The organism is Catenuloplanes sp. NPDC051500 (assembly GCF_044454585.1).
GTDB lineage: Bacteria > Actinomycetota > Actinomycetes > Mycobacteriales > Micromonosporaceae > Catenuloplanes.
In genome coordinates, this window is record NZ_JBITDX010000014.1 from 74,726 (window position 1) to 97,648 (window position 22,923).

Consider the following 22,923-nt stretch of genomic DNA (forward strand, 5'->3'; position numbering starts at 1 on the left):
CGCTCACTGCTTCAGCGATGCCTTCAGATAGTTGGGGTAGGACGGGAACGTGCCGATGTAGAAGTTCTCCACTGACGATCCGCGCAGGAACGAGTTGCGCGTGTAGAGCAGCGGCACCACAGGTACGTCCTGCAGGATGCGCTTGTCTGCCTGCGCCCACAGCGCCTGCGACGCGGCCGGGTCGACCGCGGCGGTGGCCTGCGCGATCAGCTGGTCGACCTCCGGCACCGAGTAGCGGGACAGGTTGAACCCGCCGCCGCCGATCTCGCTCGACGCGAAGAGCGGCTTGATGTTGCCGTTCGCGGACGGGAAGTCCGGCTGCCACGAGGTGAGCGTCAGGTCGTAGTCGTCCCGCTCGCCGCTTGTCACGTGCTCGAACCAGGACTCGTACTCCTCGGTGCGGATCTCCACCTGGATGCCGGCCAGCGCGAAGCCCTGCTGCAGCGCCTGCGCCTGGCTGCTCCACTGCCCGTCGCTGCGGGTGAGCAGGGTCAGCTTCGGCGCGGTCTGGCCGGCCTCGGCGAGCAGCGACTTGGCCTTGGCCACGTCGCCGGCCGGGTCCGCGGGGTAGAGGTCGTACTCGACGCGGCCGGGGATGCCGGGCGTGATCAGCGTGGTGGCCGGGCTGCCGCCGAGTTCACCGCCGGAGGCGACCTGGTAGGCGCGCTTGTCCGACGCATAGGCCAGTGCCTGCCGTACCCGCACGTCGGTGACGCGCTTGGTGTTGATCACGAGGTAGGCGAGCGCGCCCGGCGACGAGGTGACGATCCGGTCCTTGACGGACGGGTTCGCCTGGGCCTGGGCGAGCTGGGCCGGCGGCACGAAGTTCGCGCCGAACGCGGCCTTGTCGTCGCCGGAGTCGGCGACCAGCCGCTGCGCCGAGACCGTGGTGTCCTGGCCGAGCTGGAAGATGATCTTGTCCGGGCCGGCCGTACGGACCGAGTCGGTCTCCTGCTTCCACGCCGGGTTGCGCTCGAGCACCGCCTCCGAGCCCGCGGTGTAGGACGCGATCTGGTACGGCCCGGACGCGACCGGATGCTGCCCGTAGGTGGCCGGGTCGTCCTTCGCCTTCGGCACCGGCGCGAACGCGGGCATCGACACGATCCACGGCCAGTCACCGTAGGCAGTGTTCAGCGTGAACGTGATCGTCTTGTCGTCCGGCGTCACGATCGAGGCCAGCTCGGCGCCCGAGTACGGCCCCTTGTACGCCTCGCCACCCGCCAGCAGCGACTTGTGGTAGCCCAGCCCGCCGCCCAGCTCCGGCGCGAACGAGCGCTCCACCCCGTACTTGATGTCCTTGGTGGTGATCGCCGACCCGTCCGGGAACGTCAGCCCGTCCTTAAGCGTGAACGTCCAGGTCTTGCCGCCGTCGGTGGTCTTACCGGTGTCGGTGGCCAGGTCCGGCACGACCGCCGGCGGCTTGCCCGGCGAGATGTCCCAGGTGGTGAGCCGTCTCAGCACCAGGCCGCTTGAGGTGATCGCGAGCGACTGGCTCTTCGCCGGGTCGAGGTTGAACTCGCTCGACGAGCTGAGGATCCGCAGCGTGCCGCCCTTCGTGAAGCCGGAGGACTCGGACGGCGACGATGTCGGATTGGCGTTGCAGCCGGTCAACCCCAGGATCACTGTGGCGGCCGCGGCAACGGCATGGCGGGCTTTCATTGACATCCCCTTCTGTTTCCTACACGTGGATCGAGCACGCCGTGAAGCAGGTCCACGGCGGCGTTCGCGGCCACGATCGCGGCGGTCGCGAAGAGCGTGACGCCGATGATCACCGGCAGATCGGCGTTGCCGACCGCCTCCAGCAGCAGCGAGCCGAGGCCGGGCATGCTGAAGACGCGCTCGGTCAGGACCGCGCCGCCGAGCAGGCTGCCGAGATCGAGACCGAAATACGTGACGATGGGTACGAGCGTGTTGCGCAACCCGTGCCGCCGCAGCACCGCGCCCTCGCGCAGTCCCTTGGCGCGCGCGGTGCGCACGAAGTCCTCGCCGAGCACGTCGAGCAGCTGGGTACGGGTGAGCCGGGCGTAGACCGCGGCGGAGATCAGCGCGAGCACAAGCCACGGCAGGATCAGGTGCCAGGCCCAGTCCAGCGGTGATTCGGTGAGCGGCACGTACCCGGAGACCGGCACCATGTTGAGCGTGAACCCGAAGATCAGCAGCCCGAGCAGCCCGACCAGGTAGGCGGGCGCGGAGACCGCTGCCACGGAGAGCGTCATCGCGGCCCGGTCCAGCAGTGAGCCGCGCTTGACGGCCGAGACCGTGCCCGCGGCCACGCCGAGCACCAGCCACAGGATGGCGGCGCCGATGGCGAGCGAGAACGTGACGGGCGCCCGGTCCATGATGAGTTCGGTGACCGGCGCGCTCAGCCGGAACGAGTAGCCGATGCACGGCGCGGCGCACTCGATCGCCGCGGCCGTACTGCCGAACGTGCGGCCCGTGAAGATCCCGCCGAGGAACTGCAGGTACTGGATCGGCAGCGGCTCGTCGTACCCCATGAAGGCCTGTGCGTCCGCGAGGCGGTCGGGGGTGCAGGGCCGGCCGCAGGACATCAGCGCGGGGTCGGCCGGCGCGAGGATCAGCAGCGCGTAGGTGAGGAAGCTGACGACAAGCAGCACCAGGACCATGCCGCCGAGCCGCTTCAGGGCCCAGCTCATCGGTGCAGCTCCCGCAGCTTCGGGTCGAGCGCGTCCCGGAGGCCGTCGCCGAGCAGGTTGAACGAGAGCGTGGCCGCGAACAGCGCCGTACCGGGGAAGAGCAGGTACATCGGGTCGAGCTGCACCCAGGAGATCGCGTCGCCGATCGTGCGCCCCCAGGACGGCGTCGGCGGCGGCACACCCACGCCCAGGAACGACAGCGCCGCCTCCATGCCGATCATCGACGGGATCAGCATCGTGCCGAAGACCAGCACTGTGGGAAGCAGGTTCGGCAGGATGTGCCGCCACAGCACCTGATGCGGCTTCGCGCCGAGCGCCACGGCCGCGACCACGAAGGTGCGGTGCCGCAGCGCGATCGTCTGCGCGCGCACCACCCGCGCGATCGGCGGCCACCCGAAGAAGCCGACCACGAGCACCACGATCAGTAACCGGGGGAGCTCCGGCGGCGCCACCGCGCTGAGCGCGATCATGAAGATCAACGACGGAAACCCGAAGACCACATCCGTGGTACGGGAGGCGAGCGCGTCCCACAGGCCGCCCGCGAACCCCGCGGTGGCGCCGATCGCGACGCCGAGCAGCACCGCGACAAGCGTGGCGCCCACGCCGACGAGAAGTGAGACGCGCGCGCCGTGGACCACGATCGCGAACAGGTCGCGCCCGGTCATCGGCTCGACGCCGAACCAGTGGTCCCCGCCCATCCCGCCGCCGGTGCCGAGCGGCACGCCGCCGCCGGAGACCGCGTCCAGGTCGTAGGTGTACGGGTCGGTGCCGGCCAGGCCGGTGAGCAGCGGTGCGGCGACCGCGGCCGTGATCAGCAGCGCCGCGGTGAGGCCACCGCCGACCGCCCACCGGTCCCGTCGCAGCCGTCGCCAGACCTGCGCCCGTGCCACGGCGGGCGGGTCGGAGAACGCGATCTCCGTCAAGATTCCCCTCCGTCACTCCAATTGCCGGGTAATCCTATGTGTCTAGGGGGAGATGTCCAGACCCGGGAGTGTGCCCGTAGTCACGTTCGTTGTTGCGCTGTCGTGACGGAATGTTGATCTTCTGTGTTGCCGGGCGGAATACGGTGGATTAACCTGTGGCGGCTCCGCGGGCGCGGGCAAGCGGACAGGTATCTGGGGAGAGACATGACAACGCTGGGGAATTCCCGGAAGGCGGCCACCCTGGCCGCCGCAGTGGTCCTTGCGGTCGGCGGCGTGGCCGGCTGTGCGAAGAAGGACACCGGTGGCACCACCGACAGCGGTGTGGCGCTGATCAAGGCGGGCACGCTTACCACCTGCACCCACCTGCCGTACGCGCCGTTCCAGGCGAAGGACGACACCGGCAAGGTCGTCGGCTTCGACGTCGAGGTCGTCGACCTGGTCGCCAAGAAGCTCGGCGTGACCCAGGAGATCATCGACACGCCGTTCGAGGGCATCAAGTCCGGCGCCGACCTCAACGCCGGCAAGTGCGACATCGCGGCCGCGGGCATGACCATCACCGACGAGCGCAAGAAGGTGCTCGACTTCTCCGACCCGTACTTCGACGCCACCCAGGCGCTCGCGGTCCTCACCGGCAGCTCGGTCAAGACCCTCGACGAGCTGGTCGGCAAGCGCGTCGGCGTCCAGGGCTCCACCACCGGCGAGGACTACATCAAGGCGCAGGTCGCGGAGAAGGGCCTCAAGATCGAGGTCGTCTCGTACAAGGACCTCGCGGCGCAGCAGCAGGCGCTCGCCACCAACCAGATCGAGGCGGCGGTCAACGACCTCCCGGTCTGGAACGAGTACATCAAGACCAACCCCGGCAAGGTCGTCGTCGCGGCCGGCTTCGACACCGGTGAGCAGTACGGCTTCGCGGTGAAGAAGGGCAACGCCGAGCTGCTCAAGGCCGTCAACGACTCGCTCACGGCGGCCCGCGCGGACGGCACCTACGACTCGATCTACGCGAATTGGATCGGCGCCAAGCCGGCCAGCTAGACCACACTCAGATGACACTGACTCGACGCCGGCGGCAGCGGCTGGTCCGCTCCGCCGGCTACGTGGTATTCGCGCTGGCCATCCTGGCCGTGGTGGCCGCCGCGGACTGGGGCACCCTGTCCGAGGCGTTCTTCCGGCTCGACGTCGCCCGGAGCATGTTCCCCGAGGCGATCACCGTCGCGCTGCGTAACACAATCCTCTACACGCTGATGGCATTCGCCTTCGGCCTCGCGCTCGGGCTCGCGCTCGCGCTGATGCGGCTGTCGTCGATCCTGCCCTACCGCTGGTTCGCCACCGCCTACATCGAGCTGTTCCGCGGGCTGCCCGCCCTGCTGGTGCTGTTCATGGTCGGCTACGGCGTACCGCTTGCCTTCCCCGACCGGGAGATCCCCGGCGGCGTCTACGGCTCCGTCACGCTCGGCCTCGGGATCACCGCGGCCGCGTACATGGCGGAGACCATCCGGGCCGGCATCCAGGCCGTCCCCAAGGGCCAGCTCGAGGCGGCCCGCACGCTCGGCATGTCACACACGCGCGCGATGATCTCGATCATCCTGCCGCAGGCGTTCCGGATCGTGATCCCGCCGCTGACCAACGAGATCATCCTGCTGACCAAGGACACCTCCCTGGTGTACGTGCTCGGCGTGACCTCGACCACGATCGAGCTGACCAAGTTCGCCGGCGACTCGCTCAACACGCGCGTCAACCCGACGCCGCTTGTGGTGGCCGGTCTGCTCTACCTCGTGATCACCCTGCCCCTGGGACAGGTGGTCCGGTACCTGGAGCGCCGCGCCGCGAGGGAGAGGTGACGCACGTGTCCACAATCGAGATCAGTGCCCTGCACAAGTCCTTCGGGCCGCTTGAGGTGCTGCGCGGCATCGACCTGACCGTCGCCACCGGCGAGGTCGTCTGCGTGATCGGCCCGTCCGGCTCCGGCAAGTCCACGCTGCTGCGCTGTGTGAACCTGCTTGAGCAGCCGACCTCCGGCACCATCCGGGTCGGCGACGTCGAGGTCACCGACCCCGACTGCGACATCGACGGGGTACGCCGCCGGATCGGCATGGTGTTCCAGCAGTTCAACCTGTTCGGCCACCTGACCGTGCGGGAGAACGTGACGATCGCGCAGCGGCGGGTGCTCAAACGCTCGCGCGCCGCCGCTGACAAGATCGCACTGGAGAACCTGGCGCGGGTGGGCCTGGCGGACAAGGCGGCGTCGTACCCGGCGCAGCTCTCCGGCGGCCAGCAGCAGCGCGTGGCGATCGCCCGCGCGCTCGCCATGGACCCGCAGCTGATGCTCTTCGACGAGCCGACAAGCGCGCTCGACCCCGAGCTCGTCGGCGAGGTCCTCGCGGTCATGCGCGGGCTCGCCGCCGAGGGCATGACAATGCTCGTGGTCACCCACGAGATGGCGTTCGCCCGCGAGGTCGCGTCCCGCGTCGTCTTCATGGACGGCGGCGTGGTCGTCGAGCAGGGCCCGCCCGCCGAGGTCTTCGGAAACCCCCGCGAGGAGCGCACCCGCGTCTTCCTCCACCGGGTCCTGGAGCCCACAAGCGTCAGCGAGACCGAGATCGGCGCCCGTCTGACGGAGTGAGCGGATGTGCCGGAGGCGCCCGCGCCTCCGGCACATCACCGGTTAGGTCACCGGCGGATTCGACCGCGAATAGCCCACGAACTCCCAGCGCAGCGGACTCGCCGCGTCGATCCGCACGACGCGGTCGATCTCGAAATCCACCACCCGGAGGGCACCGGGGTACGCCGCGGCGCTCGCCGGATCCCAGTCGACCCGGGCCGTACCCGTGAGCTGCAGGGTGTGGCCGTTCTCCCAGTCGAGGAAGAGCAGGCCGGCGGCCGGATCCAGCTCCAGGTTGCCGAGCGTCATGTAGAACTGGTTGCCTGTGTAGTCCGGCCAGCGCAGCGTGCGTGGCCCGGTCACGGTGACGAAACCCGGCATGCCACCGCGATGCGACGAATCCGCGCCGTGCCCGGCGGAGCGGCTGGCGATGAAGAACGTGTCCGCCGCCTCGATCCAGCCCCGCTGATCGTCGGAGAGCGCGTCGCCAGTGCGCGGATCGCCGCCGCCCGGCCCGCCCGCTGTTCCGGTGACCGTGCGGGTCTGCAGATACTTCGGGCAGTTGCCGAGCACCTGCTCGGTGCGGACCACCAGGCCGTCGCCCTCGCGCCGTGCCACGCCGTTGACCCGGACCCGGCGGCGGGTCTGCGGGTGCAGGGCCAGCACGCCGATGTCCCGCTCCTCCTCGAACGCGTGGCGCAGCGGATCGCCGGGCGCGGGCAGCGCGTCGACGACTATCGTCCGGTCGTCAAGCGGCCGGACGAACCCGGGACGCCCGGCCACCACAGTCGACCAGACCGCGCCGGCGTCGTCCGCGCCCGCGACGACAAGCATCTGCTGCGCCCGCAGGAACGGGACGAACCCGAGCGGGATCTCCGGCCCGAACATCGGCGACCCCCAGCCGGGACCGCCCTCGTGCGCCTTCCGCTGCACCGCCTGCTCACCTGGATGATCTAGAGACAGCGTCATGTGATGCGGCTCCTTCGTCAGCGTGTCAACAGGTCCGGCAACTCGCCGAGCGCCTGCGTGAAAACGGACCGGTCGTCGAGAACCCGGGCCACCACAAGCGCGCCCTCGATCCGTACCAGCGCGGCCCGGGCCCGGCCGAGCGCGTCCTCCTCGCCCACGCCGGCCCGGACCGCGGCGTCGGCCATCGCCCGCACCCACGTGCGCGCAAGCCGCCCCGCCTGGGCCTTGATGTCGTCCGGCGCGCCGGCAAGCGTCATCGTGTCGAGCACACAGGCGAGCCGGCCGTCCCGGTAGCCGAGCGCGAGCCGCCGGGCCATCTCCGCAACGCCGTCCGCGACGTCCGGCGCGGTGACGAGCGGGCGCAGGATCGTGTCGAAATTGGCTTCCATGCTGGTGAGCACGGCCGCGGCCATGCCGTGCTTCCCACTCGGGAAGCGGTGGTAGAGGCTGGCGCGCTGCAGCCCGACGGCCTCGGAAAGCGCGGAGAGTGACGCGCCGGCGTAGCCGTTGGCCCGGAAGACCTCAGCCAGCCGCGCGTAGATCACCTCGTCCTCGACACTCGCAGCTCGCCCCATGCACGGTACTTTACCGAACGTTCGGCAAAACGCCAACTGCTATCGCTGCTGCGTCGACATAGTCGACTAAGTGCGTTAGGCTGTGCCGTGTCTTGATGAGAGCGGGAGGGGGTGGTTGCTCAAAGCCGCTGGTGGTACTCAAAGCTGCTGATAGTGCTCAAGGTCGCTGGTAGTGCCCAGGCCTGTGGTGGTGCCCAGGGCCGCTGGTGGTACTCGGAGCCTGTGGTGATGCTCAGAGCCGGTCTGTGTGGGACCGACCCTGAGCGGTGACTCATTAAGCGGAAAGGATGATGTCTTCTATGTGAAGGACGGGGCTGACGAGAATGGCCGCAACCATGATCGCCATGATGACCTTCTTGATCTTTTCGCGCACAGAATCTCCTTACTTCTGAACAGATTCCGGCATCGCCGGCGCGGGCTCTCAATCGCCTGAGAGTCCGCCGCAGCGCAGTCTAAGATCGCTCCGATGTGGACGGAAGTCCTCGAGCGGGTGATCGATGCGCGGAAATCAGCGATGCCTCAAGAAGGAGATGATCTGGTCGCCGCCCGCAATGAAGACTGTGCCACAGTTGATCGCCGTCAGCTGTGCCTGTCCGCCGCGTTCTTCCCTCGGATCCGATGATTCGTGCGGCGGGCGGGGCGCGGCGGGCGGATCGGCTATCAGCTGTGCGGCGCGCGCCCGCACGGCCTCGCCCGGCCGGGCCTCCACGAGGTCCCACATTCGGGAGGTCGCGTTCGCCACGAACCGGTCGATCTCCGCATGACGGCCGGCGTGCGCCAGCGCCTCCATGCCGATCATGATGATTTCGTCGGTAGGCACCGTCTCGGTGAGCAGCGCGGCGACACCGGCGGCCGCTTCGGCGTGCGCTCCGCTCTCCAGCTGCCGGCGCAGACGCAGGCAGGAAGCGTGCAGGTACTCCCGCGTCAGGCGCTGCGCGGTGTCTGCCGCCCAGTCCGTGCTCAGGCCGGCCAGTGGGTCGCCGCGCCACAACGAGGCTGCGGTCTTGTAGATCTCGACTGACACGGCCGGGGACGGCTCGCGGGCGGCGTCTCGCACCAGCGCGGCGAAGCGGTGGTAGTCCACCTGCTCCGGCGGCACGTGCAGTTCGTACCCACCGAGTCTGCGGTTCAGTACGTCCGTATCGGCGCCGGCGGTGATCAGGGCGTTGCGGACGGCACGCGTGTAACTGGCGAGTGTGTCGCCCGCCTTCGCCGGCGGCTTATCGCCCCACAGGTACCTGATCAGCGCGTCCGTGCCGATCAGTCGCCCGGGTTGCAGCGCGAGCGCGGCGAGGACGCACCGCTGCCCGGCGCGCGCGAGCGGCACCGGCCGGTCCAAGCCGTCCCGGATCTCCACCGGCCCGAGCAGTCTGATGTCCACGATCTGAAGTGTGGCATCGCCGGTCACGAATATTTTTGAGGTCGTCTGACCTGCACCGTCCGGGTTTCCGTCCGGCTGCGCGTCCGGCTTTCCGTCCACCCACCCGGCCGACGCTGTTGCCGTCATGCCACATCGAGCAGGGGGACGGGACATGTCGGAGAAGGACACCTGGCTGGAGATGCCGGCCGGGCCGGGCGCCGGGAGATGGCACACCGCACCGGTGCAGCGACTGGTGCTCGCGGTCTGCCACACGGTCGCCAGCACCCAGCACGTGCTGGACGCGGTCGGGCTGGCCGAGGCGGACGAACGGGTGCAGGTCGTGTTCACCCGCGCGCCGGACGTGCTCAGCAACGGCACGGATGCGCTGCTGGCCTCGCTCGGCGCGGTGGTGATCCCGTGGGAGCAGGCGATCCGGTCGACGTTCGACCTGGCGGTGGCCGCGGACTGCGCCGGGCTGCACGAGCTGCGGGCACCGATCGTGCAACTGCCGCACGGCGTGGTGAGCAACAAGGTCATACCCGGCGACGTGCTTGTGGCGGGGCTGTCCGCGCCGTGGCTCACCTGGTACGGGCGGCTCATCCCGGCCGTCGTCACGGTCTCCCACGAGTCGGCGCTGGACGTGCTGGCCCGGCAGTGCCCGCAGGCGCTCCCGGCCGCCCGGCTCACCGGTGACCTGTGCTTGGATCGGCTCACCGCGAGCCTGCCGCGCCGGGCCGCGTACCGCCGCGCTCTCGGAGTTTCCGCCGACCAGACGCTGGTCGCGGTCAGCAGTACGTGGGGTGAGGGCTCGCTGTTCCGGCGGGCGTGGCCGTCGCTCTGTGACGCGGTACGCGAGCTGCCCCGCGACCGGTTCGCGGCCCGCGCGGTCTGCCATCCGGCGATCTGGCACGGACACGGCGCGCGTCAGGTGCGGGCCTGGGCGCGGAGCCGGCGTGTGCCGGGCCTGCGATTCGTCGAGCCGCTGGACTGGCGGGCGCTGGCCGCCGCCGCGGACGTGTGGATCGGCGACTACGGCTCGCCGACGCTCTACGCCGCCGCGGTCGGAGTTCCGGTGGTGCACCTGCCGGCGCCGGAGGGCTGGGTGGCGCCCGGCTCGGCCGCGGCGGCGCTGGCCCGCACGACCACGCTGCTCGACGCGGACCGGCCGCTGACGGCGCAGCTGCGGGAGGCGGAGCGCCGGCGGGAGGCGGTGGCTGCCGCGGTGCCAGGGCTTGTCAGCACCGCACGTGGGGAGGCGGCGTGGCGGTTGCGCGCCGAGATGTACCGGCTGCTGCGGCTGCCGGAGCCGGACGGGCGGGCGACGGCGCTCCCGGTGGCGGTGCCCGCCCGGTACCGCCGGCCGGTGGCGCTGTGACCGGGCGGTGGCAGCCGCAGGCGGGGGCGATGGGCGCATGGCCGATGGCGTGGCAGCAGTCGGCCGGGTCTCGGCTGCTGCCCGGTGCGGTCTCGCCGTCGGCGGGGGCGTGGCTGGTGCCGGTCGGAGGGGAGACCTACCTGGTCGTGGCGTTGCCCGGCGGAGATCCGCGCTGGGTGCCGGTCGCGGACGTGTTGCTACAGGCCTCGTGCGAGCCGCCGGAGGCATTGCTGGCGCGCTACCCGGGCGTGTCCGCGATCGCGCGGGTAGGTTCCGGTGGCACCGTCGCACTTGTGCACAGGAAAGGGCGCATCGCCGCGAGCGCCCGTTCTGGCATGACCCATGCTGCTTCCGGGATCGCGCCTGCCGCCGGTTTGGCCGCTCACGCCGTACCCGCGGCGGCTCTTCTGCATGTGGTTCTTCGTCACGGAAGCCGGTCGAGCAGTCGTCGCACCTGGCCCGCCTCGACGTCTGCCAGCCGAGTGTAGATCTCCTCCGCCGCGGTCAGATCCCGGCTCGCCTCCGTCGCCCGCCCGGCGGCCAGGTGCAGTTCGCCCCGCCGGTGCAGGGCCTGCGCCCGGCCGCGCGCGGAGCCGAGCCGGTCCATCTCGGACAGTGCGTGATCCAGCTCGCGCCGGGCCGCGTCGTGGTCGCCCAGGACTGTCACGGCGCGGGCCAGCTCGACATGCGCGACCGCCTCGTTGTACGGATCCACGCCCAGCCCGGACAGCAGCGTGATCGTCTGTCGCAGGTAGGTGACCGCATCCGCCGGCTGTCCCGACTCGTTCGCCACCATGCCGAGGCGGAGCAGGCCGAGCGTCGCCGAGCGCACGTCCCCCAGCTCGGTGAAGATGCGGTGTTGGGTGGCGGAGTGTTCCCGTGCGCGCGCGTACTCGCCGCGGGCCAGGGCCACGGCGCCGAGTCCGGCGTGCACACCGCCGAGGCCGGGCCGGTCGCCGATCTCGGTGGACAGCTCCATCGCCCGCCCGAAGAGCGGCTCCGCCTCCTCGAACTGCCCGATGTCGTAATGCGCCCAGGCGAGCCGCTTGACCATCTCCGCCTCGCCGGCCGGGTCGCCGAGCCGGTGTGCGCACTCGGCCGCGATCCGATCGACGATCGTGCGGTCGGCGTGGTGGCGGCGCAGGTGGAACATCGGCCAGCACTCGTCTGCGATCTGCCAGGCGAGCAGCGGGAACGGCATCGCGGCGGCCAGCACGGCCGCGACCAGGTTGTGCCGCTCCGCGTCGAACCAGGACAGCGCCGCGGCCCGGTCCGGCAGATCGGGCAGCGTGGGCCGGGACATCGGCGCAGGCCGGTTGCGGTAGCCGGTGAGTAGTCGTCCGGCGGTGGCGGCGCCGTCGCGGTACCACTCGCAGGCGTGCCGTAGCAGACGCTGCGACTCCGGGTCCGCGTCCGCGCAACCGCGGGCGTGGCGGCGGACCAGGTCGTGCAGGCGGAGGCGGTCACCGTCCGCGCCGGTCTCGTCGACCAGGCTGGCCTCGACGAGTTGGTCGAGCAGTGCGGCGGCCTCGTCCGCGGTGACCTCGAGCATCGCGGCGACGACAGGAACGCCGTTCTCCGCGCCCGGATGCACGCCGAGCGCGCGGTAGCAGCGGGCGACCGGCTCGCTGAGGTCGCGGTAGGAGAGGTCGAAGACCGTGGTCAGCGATATGTCACGGGGCAGGGAGGCGTTGTCGCGATTCAACTCGTCCACCATTCGTCGTACGGGCCAGCGGGGCCGGCTGGCGAGTCGTGCGCCGGACACCGCGAGCGCGACCGGCAGCCCGGCGCACCAGCGCAGCAGTGAGCCGGTGGCCTCCCGGTCGGCGCCGAGCCGCGCGTCACCGATCCGGTGCCGGAGCAGGTCGGTGGCGGCATCCTCGGGCAGCGGGTCGACCGGCAGGAACCGGGCGCCGTCCAGCGCGAGCGCGCCGAGCCGCCACCGAGCGGTGACGATCACGGCGGACGACGCCGATGCCGGTAGCAGCGGCCGGATCTGGGCGGCGGAGACCGCATCGTCAAGCATCAGGAGCAGGCTGAGCCGGGCGGTGACGCTGCGGAACAGCGCGGTACGTTCCGCGGCGGCGACCGGGATCTGCGCGTCCGCGAGGCCGAGTGCGCGGAGCGTTTCGGCCAGGACGTCGGCGGGGTCGGCCGGGCCGGTCGGATCGAACGCGCCGAGCTGGGCGTACAGCTGCCCGTCCGGGTATCGGCCGGCGGCCCGGTGCGCCCAGCGCCGGGCAAGCGCGCTCTTGCCGACGCCACCGACGCCAGTGAGCACGATAACGGGCGGGCCGTCCGGTCCGGGCGCGGTGAGGAGGTCGAGCCGATCCAGCTCTCCGGCACGCCCGGCGAATCCGGCCGGTCCGGCCGGGATCTGCCGCGGAACGGGCAGGACGGGCTGCCGGGTATGAAGTGAGCTCATCCGATCCCCCCGATTGGATTACTCATTTCTCTGCGAGGCTAGTGCATGAGGTATCGACAAATGCCGAACTGATCCGTCTTGACGGCAGGGCTGGGTGGGGGGATGTGCACATCGTGCAGCGCTCCGATGAATGAACCTGAATGAATGTTCCAGTCACGTTGGATCTCCGCCGGGACGATCCACTGAATTCGTCCAGCTGGAGCGTTATCGGCATCAATGGATCGTGCAGATGCGGATGCAATTGCGGCGGGCGGCGTACGCCCGCGATCCACTTCGTTGCCGTGCAACGAATTCCGGTTGTGCGGGGCCGGTGATGATAAGTGAGTCACATCAAGCGCGGCTCTACCAGGGGGGATCATGCGAGTGCACGCTATCGGGGGAACGGTATTTCGACGCGGCGGCCGGGACCGGCTGCCGGGCATCACCGGCGGCTGTCATGCACACCGATGACGCGGAAGGGCGGCGGTCGCTGCGCGCGGACGGCGGCAACGAGGTCTTTCAGGCCGGCGGGGACCAGTACATCCTCGGAATGCCGGGGGAGCGCCCACGGCCGGCGCGGACACTACCCCGGGCCTCGACGCCGCTGATCGGGCGCGACGCCGAGACTCAGGCGTTGCTGACCGGCCACGCGCTGTACCTGATCGACGGCATGCCGGGGGTCGGCAAGACCGCGCTCGCCGTGCACACGGCCCATCTGCTCCGGGAGCGGTATCCGGACGCGGCGTTCTTCATCGACCTGCACGCGCACACCGCCGGCATGCGCGCGGTCACACCGGACGACGCGCTCTACCAGCTGCTGGCTGCGGATGGTGTGGCCCCGGGCCAGATCGCCCACGGTACGGCGGCGCGCGCGGACCAGTGGCGCAGTCGCCTGGCGGGGCGGCCCTGCGTGATAGTGCTCGACAACGCGCTGGACCGCCGTCAGGTCGCGCCGCTGCTGCCGGCCGGAGGAGACAGCGTGGTGCTGGTGACCAGCAGACGGCGGTTGACCGGCCTGATCGCCCAGCACGCCGCGGATCCGCTTGAGCTGGCGACGCTCACCGAGTCCGCCGCGGCCGACCTGTTCGCCAGGCATTCGGGCCGCGACCCGCACGCCGCGGAGTCCACGGCGATCGCGGAGATCGTCCGGGACTGCGGGACGCTGCCGCTCGCGATCTGCCTGATGGCGGGTCAGCTGCGGGCCCGCCCGCACCGGCGCGCGGCCGACCTGCTGAGCGAGCTGCGGCGGGCGGTCCACCGTACGTCCCGGATGTGCGCGGAGGACCTGGCGGTCGGGCCTGCGTTCGACCTGTCCTTCCGGCGGCTGCCCAAACCACAGCGCAGGTTTCTGCGGCGACTCGGCATGCATCCGGGCGCCGATGTGGACGTACCGGCGGCCGCCGCCCTCGCCGACGTCGACCCGGACACGGCGGAGGCGTACCTGGAGGCGCTGGTGCAGGAGCACCTGGTCCTCACCGGCGAGCACGGCCGGTACCAGTTGCACGATCTGATCGGGGACTACGTCAAGTCCCGAGACGCGGGACGGGCGACCGCGGAGGCGGAGCGGATCGCGGCGCTGGTCCGCCTGGCGGACGACTACGAACGCCGCATCCGGGCGGCGGACCGTGCGCTCGTCGTGCCGTACCCGCCGGACCGGGAGCATCTGACGGCGCGGGCCCAGGCGCTGGCCTGGCTGCAACAGCAGCGCGTCAACCTGCTGGCCTGCGCGATGGAGCTGGCCCGCACGGACCGGTACGAGCCGATGGCGCGGCTCACCGCCGGACTGGCGCCGTTTCTGCGCGAGGCCGGGCCGTGGGAACAGGCGATAACGCTTTACCGGGTCGCCGCCGAGTGCGCCTCCCGTGCCGACGCGCCGACCTCCTACGCCGCGGCGCTGCGTGAGCTTGGCGGAGTGCTCTACCTGCGCAGTGAGTACGAAGCCGCAATGGCGGAGCTCGATCGGGCGCTCACGGCGTTGCGCGCGGACCCCGGCGGTGCGGCACCGGCGGAGGAGGCGGCCACCCTCACCCGGCTGGTCGCGGCGCGGCGACAGCACGGTGACCTGGCAGGAGCGCACGACCACCTGGACCGGGCACTGGAATTGTGCCGCGCCGGGGGCGAACGGGTGGGTGAGGCCGAGGCGCTTGTCGAGCTCGGCACGGTGCATCTGCTGTGCGGCAGGCACGACGCGGCGGTCGGCGCGCTCCGCGAGGCACTGGCGATCCACCGGGAGCACGGCAGTGCCCGTGCGTGCGCCGAGACGATGAACAGGCTCGGCGCCGCCCTGCAGGAACGAGGCGCCTACCAGGAGGCGATCGCAGTCCACGAGCATGCGCTCGACCTGTGCCGCATGCTCGCCGACCGGAGAGGCGTCGGCGTGGGCCTGAACTACGTCGGTCATCTGTACTGCCAGCTGGGGGAGTACGACCGGGCCGCCGAGGCGCTGGAAGAGGCTCGTGAGGTGCACCGGAGAATGGCCTCACGATCGGGCCTGGCGAACTGCCTGGTGTATCTCGGACGTGCGTACCGGGGCCTGGACCGGCGTGCGGAGGCCCAAGACGTCACCCGGGCGGCGCTGTCGATCTTCCGGGAGCTGGGCAACCAGCTGGGCTGCGCGAACAGCCTCAACCAAATCGGCATCCTGCACCGGCTCGACGGCGACCGCACCCGCGCCGCGGCCGCGCACCGTGAGGCGCTGCAGATGTTCGTGCGGCTGGACTACCCGGTGGGCCAGGCGGATGTGCTGAACTCGCAGGGCGAGCTGGACCACCAGCAGGGCCGCACGCTGCCGGCCCTCCAGTCGCATCGTCGTGCGCTCGACCTGGCGGCCCGGGCCGGCAGTGGCACGGAGCAGGCGCGCGCGTACGAGGGCATCGGCCGCTGCCTGACCACGCTGGGCCAGGCAGACACCGGCCGTGAGTCCTACCGCGCCGCACGCGGCATCCTGGAACGGCTCGGCGCCCGCCGGATCGCCGCCCTGCTGCCGGACGAGCCCGAGCCGCGCGCGGGCGTCCGGCGGCTGGCCGGCTGACACACGTTCTGGGGCGCATCCGGTGATGCGCCCCAGAACGCCGCTCAGGAGGCGGACCGGACGAACCGGTCACCGGGGAAGTCGGCCGCTTCGGAGAAAGCCATGCGTGGCGCGCCGTCGCCCTGAGGGGTCAGGAACCGGGGCGGGTGCGGTACGTGCGCATCTTGGCGCGGCTGCCGCAGATGCTCATCGTGCACCAGCGGCCGCGCCCCGCCGGGCTGTGGTCGTAGTAGACCCAGCGGCAGATGTCTGATGCGCAGGCCTTCAGCCGGGGCCAGGTGCCGTTCGCGGCGGCGGTGGCGATCGCGGCGGCGACTGTGGCGATCAGCGTGCCCGCCGCGTCACGGGCCGGGGCCGGGATCAGGTGGGCCTCGCCGGTGGCGTCGACGTCGAGCAGCAGTGGGCCGCGCCGCAGGAGTCGGCGGAGCAGGGCCGGGGGCATCTCCGTGCCGGTGTGGGCCAGGCATGCGTCGCGGACCGCCTCGCGGAGGTCGCGGCAGAGTGCCAGGTCGGCGTCGCGGGCCGGGGGAGCGGTGAGGCCGTGGGCCGTGCAGAACGCGTCGAGCGCGGCCGTGTCCGTCAGGGAGTCGTGGCCGCCCTCGATGTCATGCGTGTTCGCCAGGTCTTGCACAAGCGCGAGCGGTCCGGGTGCGGGATCGCGTTTACCCGGTTGCGGCATGTGGAAAAGTTACCACCATGACGGGGGTAACTGGTAACAGAGGTCTGCTGCGCCGGGATCGTGACTATCGCTGGTTCTGGGCCGGGCACACGGTGTCGGTCTTCGGCACCCAGGTGACCGCGGTCGCGTTGCCGCTTGTCGCGGTGTTGACGCTGGGTGGCGGCGCGGGCGCGGTGGCGGCGATCTCGACAGCCGCGTTCCTGCCCAACCTGCTGCTGCCGCTCTTCGCCGGGCATTGGCTGGAGCGACGCCGGCGGCGTACCGTGATGATCGCCGTTGATCTTCTGAGGGCCGGTCTGCTCGCGGTGGTGCCGGTGGCGTGGGCGTGCGGCCTGCTGTCGATGGAGCTGCTGATCGGGGTGGCGCTGGCGACCGGCGCGGCGAGCGTCGTCTTCGACACGGCCAGCTACGCCTACGTGCCGAGCATCGTGGACGACGACGACCTGCCCGCGGCGAACCGGGCGGCGCAGGGCTCGGCCACCGCGGCCCAGGTGGCGGGCCCGGGTCTGGCCGGCGGGCTGGTGCAGCTGGCCGGGCCGGCCGGGGCGATCGTGGTGGACGCGGTCAGCTACCTGGCCAGCGCGCTCGGCGTGGCGGCGGCCCGGCGGCCGGAGCCCGCGCCGGAGACGCCCACCGAGGCCGCGGGGTTCTTCGACGGTCTGCGCCCGATTGTGACCAATCCGTTCCTGCGTGCGCTTACCGTGCATGCGGCCGCCTACAATGCCGGATTCCAGATCCTCACCGTCAACCTGGTGATCTACGTGGTCTCGGACCACGGGGTCGATCCGGGGCTGTTCGGCCTGGCGCTCAGCGCGTCCGGCGTGGGCGCGTTCGTGGGGACGATGTGCGCGCTGCGGGCCGCGGCGGTCCTGGGGTACGGCCGCGCATTCGCCGCCGGACTTGTCTTCTCGACGGGCGTGCCGCTGCTGATCGCGGTGCTACCCGGCGAGGGCGCCACGCTCGCGGCCGGGCTGGCGGTCTGCCAGCTCGCCGCCGGCTTCGGACTCGGCGTGGCGAATGTGCTCTCCGTGACGCTCCGGCAGACCGTCGCGCCGCGCGGCACGCTGGCCCGCACCGGCGCCGGGTACCGCCTGCTCATCTACGGCGTGATCCCGATCGGCAGCGCGGCCGGCGGCGTCCTGGGCGAGGCCGCCGGCAGCCGCGTCGCGGTCGCGCTCGGTGCGGCGGGCATGGCGCTGTCAATCCTGCCGATGCTCACCCGCCGGATGCGCCGGCTGCGCACCCCGGAGGACGCGCAGGCTCAGGCCGTCCGCCACTCGTGATCGGTGCGGACGTAGTCGACGCTGTCGTGGGTCTCGAAGCGGTCGTCGGCCCACCGCCGGGTCGCGACAGTCATCCGGTCGCCGGTCGCGTCGATCAGGCTGTAACTGTTCGGCTCGCCGCCCTTCAACCTGTCGGACAGCGCGGTCCCGCACTGCGACACCACCAAACCGTCCACGATCCCGCTGTACGCCATGTGCAGGTGCCCGCCGAGCAGCAGGTCGGCGCGGCGCCGCAGATGCCGCAGCGCCAGCCCGGACCGGCCGACCAGGCCGCGGCTCAGCCCGGCCTCGTTCAGCAGGAACGGGTGGTGCGCGATCACCACGCGCAGATCGTCGCGCGGCGTCCCGTCGAAGGCCGCGCCGATCGCCGTCAGCTGCCGCATGTTGATCCGGCCGCGGGACCAGTCGTGATGAAGGGTCCAGCTGCGGGCCGAGTTCACACCGACCGCGACCAGGCCGTCCTCCGCGTGGACGACCGCGCCGCGCGGGTCAGAGGTCATGTGCGTGCTCCACCGCCGCCACGGCCTGGCGAACCGCGACCAGAACCGCCAGCCGGGCAGGTCGTGGTTGCCGGGAACGACAAGCGCCGGCGCCGGGAGCTTGTCGAGGAACTCGCGGGCGGCCTCGAACTCCGCCTTCGCCGCGGTCTGGGTCAGGTCGCCGCAGACCGCGATCATCGTGGGGGCGACCTCGCGCAGCTCGGTCAGCAGCGTCTCCGCGACCGCGGGGACGTCCCGGCCGAAGTGCAGGTCGGCGATCTGCGCGATCCGCACGTTGCTCGGCTTCACGCGGCGGCTCCCGGGGCCAGCACGGCCAGCGCGCGCGGCCGGATCTCGTAGCGCAGCGGCGTGGTCAGCTGCGCGATCTCGCCGTCGCTCATCACGCTCATCAGCGCCAGCTTGGATGATCTCACTTCTACAGTCTTACCCTCGTACGCGCGGATCCGCTCGTCCTGCCGCCAGCCGCCGTTGAACAGCTTCGCGACCACCTCGACCAGGTCCCAGCTGGTCCGCTCCAACGTCACGTAGACCGCGACCAGGCCGGCATCAAGCCGTTCCCGCCCGGGAATCGGCGCCGGTCCGGCCGCGAGCGGGTTGCAGGCCACCACGACCGCGCGGGTACGGATCGTGTGCTCCTGCCCGTCCACCACGATGGTGAGCGGCATGCGCGGATAGCGGCGGACCAGCCGCAACGCCTTCTCCACAAGCCGTACCTTGCCGAACACCTTCCCGCCCCGCGACCGCTCCCGGATCCGGCCCAGGTGCGGCAGCATCGCCAGCATCGAGCTGTGCAGGAACGGCTCCCCGTTGACAGTGGCGATGTCGATCCGGTCGACCGGCGCGTCAAGCAGCGCGTCGGCCGCGCCCTCCAGATCGCCCGGTACGCCCAGGTCACGGGCCAGCAGGTTCATCGTGCCGAGCGGCAGGATGCCAAGCGGCACGCCCTCGTGGGCGAGCACCCGCTCCGCGACCGCCCGCACGGTGCCGTCCCCGCCCGCGACGACAAGCGCGTCCGGCTCGTTCGTCAGCAGCTCCCGCACGTCCGCGGTAAGCGTGCTCATGTCAAAGGGCTTGAGGTCGGCCTGGACGCCACGCGCGCGGAACAGCTCGGTCAGCTGATCCTCCGGCGAGGCGTCGGCCCGGGCCAGGAGCGCGCCGGAGCGCGCGTTGTACACCACCGCGACGCGTTTCACGGCTGGAGTCTAGGGCTCGGCGCCGAAGCCCGCCTCTCACGCCGGGGTCGCGTCCGCCTCTCATGCCGGGGTCGCAGCCCGCCGCTCACGCGGGGTCGCGTCCGCCCGTGGCCCGGCCGGTGCACCCGGCCAGCTGCGGCGCCGGGCCAGGACCACGATCAGCAGGACGATCGAGAGCAACGGCATCGGATGGCCGAGCGCCAGCGCCAGCGCGAGGTCGAGCAGCCCGCCGACGACCGCGGCGACGAACACCCAGAGCGGCCCGGTCCCACCACCACGACGCTGCCGGTCGCGGACGGTGCCCCACGGCTTGGCGATGGACAGCCAGCCCTGGAACGCGATCGCGGACGCCATCAGCGCGGTGCCAGCGATCTGCAGCGGCACCGGGCCGGTCACTGCGGACTGCTCCAGCTGCGGCGAGAGCAGGAAGATGCCGACGTAGAGCTGGACCACGGTGATCGCGAACTTGACAAGCACCCACCAGTGCCGGAAGAAGCCCCACGGCGTGGCCGCGGCCAGCATGATGCCGGTGAACGCGGACACGTCAGCCATCGGGCCGAGCAGGCGTCCGTCCGTGGCCAGCGCCATCGTCGTCGAGGCCGCCCGGACGACCGGGTCGCCGGAGACCAGGCCGGTGGCGAGCATGACGCACAGCGCCATCGCCTGCGCCATCCAGCCGGCTGAGCTGAGCACGTGCAGCCAGACGGTGAGCTGGCGCCAGCGTTTACGGTTGTCCACGCCGTTCATCCTGGTCACCGGCGCGGCGCGGGCCATCCGAGACCGCCCCGATCCCGGCCCCGGGTTTCCCCGGGGCCGACCCTGGTGATCAACCCACTTTAAGAACGGCAGCGCCTGGAGGCCTGGGCGGCACCCGGCCGCGGGGCTGTGTGACCGATTGGTCGTCCTCGTCGATTCAAGGGCTGTTCTGCCGGGCGGCGCCGTCTAGTCTGGCCAGCAACGATCTACGGGGGAGGGCTCGACAGGTGCGGCTCGGCATAGATTTCGGCACGTCCGGCACGGTGGCGGCCGGCGCGGACACGACGGTCCTGCCGTCCGGCGTCTGCGCGGCCGGCGACACGCTGATCACCGGGCCCGAGGCGGCGGGCCGGGCAGGCATCACGCCGGACGCCTACGAGCCGCACCCGAAATGCCGCATCGGCGAGCCGTCCGCCCGGCTCGGCGACTTCACGTTCCCGATCGAGAAGATCATCGGCGCTGTGCTGGCCCGCGCGGCCGAGGAGGCCACGCTCGCGTCCGGCGACCAGGTCACCGCGCTGGTCCTCACCCACCCCGCCTCGTGGAGTGCCGACCGACTCCAGGTGCTGAGCGCCGCCGCCCGCACCGCCGGGCTGCCCGCGCCGGAACTGCTTCCGGAGCCGGTCGCGGCCGCCCGCGCGCTGGCCGGCGTCCCGATCCCCGGCAGCGGCCCGATCCTGGTCTACGACCTCGGCGCCGGCGGCTTCTCCGCGACGGTGCTCTCCCGCGGTCTCGACGTGCTCGCCGCCGAGTCCCTGCCGGACGCGGGCGGTCTCGACGTCGACAACGCGCTCCTCGGCTGGCTGGCCGCCTCGATCCCGGCACCCGACGAGACGTGGCGCCGCCTGCTCGCCCCGCAGACCGCAGGCGACCGCCGTACCGCCCGCCGACTCCGCGACGACCTCCGCCGGGTCAAGGAGGCGCTCTCCGGCTCCACCTCGGCCACGCTGCACGTGCCGCTCCTCGACCAGAACCTCCTGGTCACCCGCCAGCAGCTCGACCTCCTGGCCCGCCCGGTCCTGGACCGCACGATCACCGCCGCCCGGGCCGCCCTGCGCACGGCAGGCCTGCCCACCGGCGCCCCGGTGACGGTCCTGATGGTCGGCGGCGCCAGCCGCATGCCGCTCGCCGGCACGCTGCTGCACCGGGCGCTCGAGTCCGTCCCCGTCCTGCTCCCCGACCCGGAGCTGACGATCATCAAGAGCATCATCCAGGGGTACGACTCCGCGAGCGGCCTGCCCGCGGCCGGCGTCGGCCGGGGAGGCGTCGCGGCGGCTGGTCTCGGGGCAGCCGGTTCCGGCAGGCCCTTCGGTGCGGTGTCGGGACCGCCGAGCGCGGCCGGCGGGGGCGGCGCGGGCGTCGCGGGCGTCGCGGGCGATTACGGGGGACCGGCAGTTGCCGGCGTCGTTCCTGTGCCAGAAGGTCCGTTGGGAGGAGTCGACGGCCGTGCGGGGTCCGCGCCCGGCGGGGTGGCTACCGCACCGATGCCCGTGGTTCCGCGCCAGGCGTCGGTGTCGGAATCCCCAGCCTCCGGAGAACCGGCCGCTGCCTACGCCGAGTCGATCGCCGCGCACGGTGCCGGTCCGGTGTCCGGCGCGCCCGCCTCCGGCATACCGCTGCCCGCCTCCGGCACGCCCGGCTGGTCGCCCGCCTCCGCACCGCCCGCCTCCGCACCGCCCGCCTCCGCACCGCCCGCCTCCGCACCGATTGTCTCCGCACCGCTTGTCTCCGCACCGCCTGCCTCCGTGCCGCCCGCCTCCGCGCCGCCCGCCGAGCAGGACCGCAGTGCCGTCGCCATCCGCCGCTGGGCGATCGTCGCCGGTGCCGCCGCGGCCGTGGCCGCGATCGCCGCGACAGCCGCGCTGCTGATCCCGCGGAATGACGACAGCACGCCGGCCCCGGCCGCACTGCCCGCCACCACCGCCACCGATGCCTCCGGGCAGGGTGCGGTCGTCACCGGCGGGCCGCAGACCTCCGCGACGGCGTCTCCCGCTGCTTCCGCCTCGCCCAGCCCGGCCACGACAAGCGCCGCCGCGGCCGCCCCACCGTCCGCGGCCACGTCCGCGCCGGCCGCGCGGAGTGGCACCTTCTCCGTACCCGCGACGCTCTGCCCTGCTGTTCGCTACGACGCGGTGACCGCGCTCGTCCGTGAGCGGGTGAGCGCGCCGGTCCGGTCCGGCAGTGATCCGACAGTGCCGGGTCTGAACACTTGTCAGGTCGACTACGCGAGCGGCGGCTTTCAGGCGCTCGCGATCTCGCTGGGCAGCGAGGCCGAGGGCCGCGACTACCTGACGTCGGTGCGCGGCTTCGAGTCCTCCGGTGGCGGCATTCCGAATGCGAAGCCCACGCTCGTCGAACGGGATGCGGCCGCGCTCGGCGTCGGGCAGGAGGCGTTCAGCTTCTCGTCCGAGTCGCCGGACGGCACCCGCGCCGGGCTTGTCGTCCGGAACGGCAACCTGGTGATGGAGTTCGAGATCTACGGCTACGACGCGCTGGTCAAGGACGCCTCCAAGCGGGTCACGATCACTGACGCCATGGCCCGGGCGGTCCGCGAGACGCTGCCCCAGCTCGCCGTTCCGGGCCGCTGAAGATCACCGGGTAAGCGCGGGTTCCGGGGGTACT

The 22,923-nt window shown here is 71.8% G+C and carries 18 protein-coding genes; 7 read left to right on the top strand and 11 right to left on the bottom strand.

Annotated features, from left to right (window positions below):
• Positions 1-3 precede the first annotated feature (3 nt).
• From ACIA8K_RS26200 to ACIA8K_RS26210, 3 genes are read right to left on the bottom strand one after another with little or no spacing between them, the layout of a single operon-like run.
• Positions 4-1,659 (bottom strand): ABC transporter substrate-binding protein, encoded by a 1,656-nt coding sequence (locus ACIA8K_RS26200; RefSeq protein ID WP_396063676.1) that lies wholly within the window; start codon positions 1,657-1,659, stop codon positions 4-6.
• The gene (locus ACIA8K_RS26205; protein WP_396063678.1) at positions 1,656-2,654 is read right to left on the bottom strand and encodes an ABC transporter permease; all 999 of its coding nucleotides are present in this window, start codon (positions 2,652-2,654) and stop codon (positions 1,656-1,658) included. Before ACIA8K_RS26205 ends, ACIA8K_RS26200 begins: the two co-directional genes overlap by 4 nt.
• The gene (locus ACIA8K_RS26210; RefSeq protein ID WP_396063680.1) at positions 2,651-3,577 is read right to left on the bottom strand and encodes an ABC transporter permease; all 927 of its coding nucleotides are present in this window, start codon (positions 3,575-3,577) and stop codon (positions 2,651-2,653) included. Before ACIA8K_RS26210 ends, ACIA8K_RS26205 begins: the two co-directional genes overlap by 4 nt.
• Positions 3,578-3,781: 204 nt before the next feature.
• Here ACIA8K_RS26210 and ACIA8K_RS26215 point away from each other — a divergent pair, with 204 nt between their 5' ends.
• The 3 genes from ACIA8K_RS26215 to ACIA8K_RS26225 are packed head-to-tail and all read left to right on the top strand — an operon-like array spanning position 3,782 to position 6,197.
• Positions 3,782-4,609 carry a basic amino acid ABC transporter substrate-binding protein gene (locus ACIA8K_RS26215; protein ID WP_396063682.1) on the top strand — a complete coding sequence of 276 codons (828 nt, stop codon included), beginning with the start codon at positions 3,782-3,784 and terminating at the stop codon, positions 4,607-4,609.
• Positions 4,610-4,620: 11 nt separating this feature from the next.
• The gene (locus tag ACIA8K_RS26220) at positions 4,621-5,415 is read left to right on the top strand and encodes an amino acid ABC transporter permease (RefSeq protein ID WP_396063684.1); all 795 of its coding nucleotides are present in this window, start codon (positions 4,621-4,623) and stop codon (positions 5,413-5,415) included.
• Between the two features lie 5 nt (positions 5,416-5,420).
• A complete protein-coding gene (locus tag ACIA8K_RS26225) occupies positions 5,421-6,197 on the top strand; it encodes an amino acid ABC transporter ATP-binding protein (protein ID WP_396063686.1) in 777 nt (258 codons plus the stop codon).
• 42 nt (positions 6,198-6,239) lie between these two features.
• Here ACIA8K_RS26225 and ACIA8K_RS26230 read toward each other — a convergent pair whose 3' ends face one another.
• The 3 genes from ACIA8K_RS26230 to ACIA8K_RS26240 form a co-directional block, all read right to left on the bottom strand.
• Positions 6,240-7,145: a pyridoxamine 5'-phosphate oxidase family protein gene (locus tag ACIA8K_RS26230; RefSeq protein WP_396063688.1), complete on the bottom strand. Its 906-nt coding sequence runs from the start codon at positions 7,143-7,145 to the stop codon at positions 6,240-6,242.
• Positions 7,146-7,162: 17 nt separating this feature from the next.
• A complete protein-coding gene (locus tag ACIA8K_RS26235) occupies positions 7,163-7,720 on the bottom strand; it encodes a TetR/AcrR family transcriptional regulator (RefSeq protein ID WP_396063690.1) in 558 nt (185 codons plus the stop codon).
• Positions 7,721-8,228: 508 nt separating this feature from the next.
• Positions 8,229-9,101 (bottom strand): BTAD domain-containing putative transcriptional regulator, encoded by an 873-nt coding sequence (locus ACIA8K_RS26240; RefSeq protein ID WP_396063692.1) that lies wholly within the window; start codon positions 9,099-9,101, stop codon positions 8,229-8,231.
• 151 nt (positions 9,102-9,252) lie between these two features.
• Here ACIA8K_RS26240 and ACIA8K_RS26245 point away from each other — a divergent pair, with 151 nt between their 5' ends.
• The gene (locus tag ACIA8K_RS26245; RefSeq protein WP_396063694.1) at positions 9,253-10,455 is read left to right on the top strand and encodes a hypothetical protein; all 1,203 of its coding nucleotides are present in this window, start codon (positions 9,253-9,255) and stop codon (positions 10,453-10,455) included.
• A 424-nt stretch (positions 10,456-10,879) separates the two neighbouring features.
• Here the strand turns inward: ACIA8K_RS26245 and ACIA8K_RS26250 are convergent, their stop codons facing one another.
• Positions 10,880-12,880, bottom strand: coding sequence for an ATP-binding protein (locus ACIA8K_RS26250; RefSeq protein ID WP_396063696.1), 2,001 nt, complete (start codon positions 12,878-12,880; stop codon positions 10,880-10,882).
• A 436-nt stretch (positions 12,881-13,316) separates the two neighbouring features.
• On the opposite strand from ACIA8K_RS26250, the gene ACIA8K_RS26255 reads away from it, so the two are divergent.
• The gene (locus ACIA8K_RS26255) at positions 13,317-15,890 is read left to right on the top strand and encodes an ATP-binding protein (protein WP_396063698.1); all 2,574 of its coding nucleotides are present in this window, start codon (positions 13,317-13,319) and stop codon (positions 15,888-15,890) included.
• Between the two features lie 130 nt (positions 15,891-16,020).
• Here ACIA8K_RS26255 and ACIA8K_RS26260 read toward each other — a convergent pair whose 3' ends face one another.
• Positions 16,021-16,569, bottom strand: a complete 549-nt coding sequence (locus tag ACIA8K_RS26260; protein ID WP_396063700.1) for a CGNR zinc finger domain-containing protein — start codon at positions 16,567-16,569, stop codon at positions 16,021-16,023.
• A 17-nt stretch (positions 16,570-16,586) separates the two neighbouring features.
• On the opposite strand from ACIA8K_RS26260, the gene ACIA8K_RS26265 reads away from it, so the two are divergent.
• Complete coding sequence (locus ACIA8K_RS26265; protein ID WP_396063702.1) at positions 16,587-17,852, top strand: MFS transporter; 1,266 nt, start codon at positions 16,587-16,589, stop codon at positions 17,850-17,852.
• Here the strand turns inward: ACIA8K_RS26265 and ACIA8K_RS26270 are convergent.
• The 3 genes from ACIA8K_RS26270 to ACIA8K_RS26280 are packed head-to-tail and all read right to left on the bottom strand — an operon-like array spanning position 17,831 to position 20,283.
• Positions 17,831-18,640 carry a metallophosphoesterase family protein gene (locus ACIA8K_RS26270; protein WP_396063704.1) on the bottom strand — a complete coding sequence of 270 codons (810 nt, stop codon included), beginning with the start codon at positions 18,638-18,640 and terminating at the stop codon, positions 17,831-17,833. The two genes, ACIA8K_RS26265 and ACIA8K_RS26270, sit on opposite strands and share 22 nt — an antisense overlap.
• The gene (locus ACIA8K_RS26275; RefSeq protein WP_396063706.1) at positions 18,637-19,545 is read right to left on the bottom strand and encodes a diacylglycerol/lipid kinase family protein; all 909 of its coding nucleotides are present in this window, start codon (positions 19,543-19,545) and stop codon (positions 18,637-18,639) included. The genes ACIA8K_RS26270 and ACIA8K_RS26275 overlap by 4 nt, the downstream gene beginning before the upstream one ends.
• 60 nt (positions 19,546-19,605) lie before the next feature.
• The gene (locus ACIA8K_RS26280; protein ID WP_396063708.1) at positions 19,606-20,283 is read right to left on the bottom strand and encodes a hypothetical protein; all 678 of its coding nucleotides are present in this window, start codon (positions 20,281-20,283) and stop codon (positions 19,606-19,608) included.
• A gap of 245 nt (positions 20,284-20,528) precedes the next feature.
• Between ACIA8K_RS26280 and ACIA8K_RS26285 the strand changes: the two genes are divergently transcribed.
• Entirely contained in the window at positions 20,529-22,889 is a 2,361-nt protein-coding gene (locus ACIA8K_RS26285) for an Hsp70 family protein (protein WP_396063710.1), read from the top strand.
• The last annotated feature ends 34 nt before the right edge of the window (positions 22,890-22,923 follow it).